The sequence below is a fragment of the Moorena producens 3L genome (assembly GCF_000211815.1).
GTDB lineage: Bacteria > Cyanobacteriota > Cyanobacteriia > Cyanobacteriales > Coleofasciculaceae > Moorena > Moorena producens.
Genome location: NZ_GL890916.1, coordinates 1 through 2,362, shown reverse-complemented (window position 1 = coordinate 2,362; position 2,362 = coordinate 1). Strand labels below are relative to the sequence as shown.

General features: G+C 41.6%; 2 protein-coding genes and 2 pseudogenes. All 4 read right to left on the bottom strand.

What is annotated here, in order from left to right:
- Positions 1-789 (bottom strand): annotated as a pseudogene (locus tag LYNGBM3L_RS14470) (pyruvate:ferredoxin (flavodoxin) oxidoreductase); the annotation flags it as partial.
- 49 nt (positions 790-838) lie between these two features.
- Positions 839-1,306: an OsmC family protein gene (locus LYNGBM3L_RS14465; protein WP_008184494.1), complete on the bottom strand. Its 468-nt coding sequence runs from the start codon at positions 1,304-1,306 to the stop codon at positions 839-841.
- Between the two features lie 258 nt (positions 1,307-1,564).
- The gene (locus tag LYNGBM3L_RS14460) at positions 1,565-2,167 is read right to left on the bottom strand and encodes an AAA-type ATPase lid domain-containing protein (protein ID WP_229414493.1); all 603 of its coding nucleotides are present in this window, start codon (positions 2,165-2,167) and stop codon (positions 1,565-1,567) included.
- Positions 2,168-2,231: 64 nt separating this feature from the next.
- A pseudogene (locus tag LYNGBM3L_RS50385) lies at positions 2,232-2,362 on the bottom strand (hydrogen peroxide-inducible genes activator); the annotation flags it as partial.

Below are 2,362 nucleotides of genomic sequence, written 5' to 3'. Positions count from 1 at the left end.
AATCAAATAGTTGGTAAGCCCTTCCAGTAAGTTGAAAAATTGGTCCATGACCTTTTGAACGATTCTTGGGCAAGCATTATAATAAGGATTGACCGCTTCACGACCCTGAAAAAAGGTATCCGCGGCTTGGCTCGTTCCCCTGATGACAGGATTGTTCGGGTTCAACGCATTTTTTCTATGGAATTCGATTTTTTCCCCATCCAACATTTGATGAATAATGGCATCGGAAATGTCCTCTATTTTTTGAGTTTCGTGGGAAGTTCGAAATCCATCAAAAAAGTGAACAAATGGTATTCTAGATTTTAACGTAGCCACGTGTGAAATAAGGGCAAAGTCCATCGCCTCTTGAACCGAGGCTGAAGCCAAAAGTGCATAGCCAGAAGCTCGAACGGCCATAACGTCACTATGGTCACAAAAGATGGAAAGCCCATGGGTGGCTATAGATCGCGATGCCACATGAATGACATTGGGTGTCAGTTCACCAGCAATTTTGTACATATTGGGCAACATGAGCAATAAGCCTTGGGAGGCGGTAAAGGTAGAAGATAGGGAACCGGTTTGTAGGGCTCCGTGCATGGTTCCGGCCACTCCGGCCTCGCTTTGCATTTCAAATGCCCGCGGTACGGAACCAAAAATATTTTTTCGTTGCTTAGCACTCCATTCCTCGACCCATTCAGACATTGGAGAGGCGGGAGTAATGGGGTAAATTGGAAATATCTCGTTGGTCTTATAGGCAATTCTTGCTACCGCTTCATTTGCACAGACCTGTATTTGAGATGGATTGTTCATGGCTTTATAGGAGAAAAAGGGCCGTATATAAAATACGGCCCCATTCCAATTACTTTTCAAACTCAATCTTAACAGGGGTTGGGTTGGTCAACATGTCAAAGACAGGTGAGAACTGGGCAAGATTTCGCAATTGCTCTTCAGAAGCATCGGATTTTACCTTGAACTTGACGGTTATGCCATCAAAACCTTTGCGCACTTCTGGGTCAAGACCCAAAAATCCATGAAGGTCTGCACCACCCTTTAATGAAGCCTCAGCTCCTTCAATCTCAATGTCGTTGGCTGCAGCATGGTATACCATGGCGCCCGTCAAACAAGAACCTAAGGCATGTAGAACGATTTCTGCAGGTGTGGCCGCTTTATCCTCACCCAACAATACATTGGGGTGGTCAGCTTCCATCGTAAAAGTCTCTTGTCTTGTGGTGTCCTCTTGACAAACTCCGTAGAAACTTTTTGCACTTGAAACACAGTTTCCGCCAGTAATCCAATTTGTTTTGGTTCTAAACTCAAATTTTGCCAATTCAGGATTGCCTTGTACAGCTTCTATAGTTTCGACTAATTGGCCTACGTTTACTCCGTTTTTAATGTTTTTCAGTTGTAATCATTTTTTGTTTTTTTAAAATTTATATTGAATGATGCCAAATGAAATACACGTGCTGTGCCAAAAAATTATAACTAACTGATTATGTGTGATTTTAAAATAAAAAAAATAAAAATAATTGTAACGACATTTCGTTTATTAACGATATTTCGTTATTTTATTTATGATATATCGTAATTATTCGTGTCGGTGAATGCCCAGAGCCTTTATTTTTGAACTGAGGGTAGTTGAGGGTATGTTTAGTAGTGTTGCAGCACCTTTTTCGCCTGAAATGCGCCAATTGGTTCTCTTCAGTGCCCTTTTGATATTTTCCCTTTCAAGTGCTGCCATTTGTTGAGAGGTAAAGATTTCATCGGAATTTGCCTCAAGGCTTTCCCCATCCTGCCCCTTGGTATGGGGAATAATGGTTTGCCAATCAATCACCCCTTTTTTTGAAATGATTACGGCCCGTTCAAGTAAGTTTTGCAATTCACGTACGTTACCAGGCCAAGCATAGGATTTGAACAACTGCAATTGCCCTTCGTTTAGCGCTTCTATGGACTTTCCAAGTTTTTTACCAAAATGTTGTAGCATGACATTGGCAATCAGGCCAACATCGTTTCCACGTTTGCGCAATGGCGGTACGGTAATTGGAAATACATTCAAGCGGTAAAACAAATCCTCCCTAAACTCTCCTTCCCTTGATTTTTTCAATAGGTCGCGATGGGTAGCGGCGATGATTCTAACGTTTACCTTTATGGTTTCGGAACTCCCAACTGGGTCAAATTCCCCTTCTTGAATAACGCGAAGTAATTTGGGCTGTAATTCTAGGGGGAAGCTCTCCTATTTCATCTAAAAACAAAGTTCCCTTGTCTTGATCGACAATATCTTTCATGCGATCTGCCTCTGCAACAATATTTTTAGCCTGAGCCACTATTTTTTTCCTATTTCCGTAATAGCAATAGGTTTTTTTCCCCGATCAAAAATTAATACGTC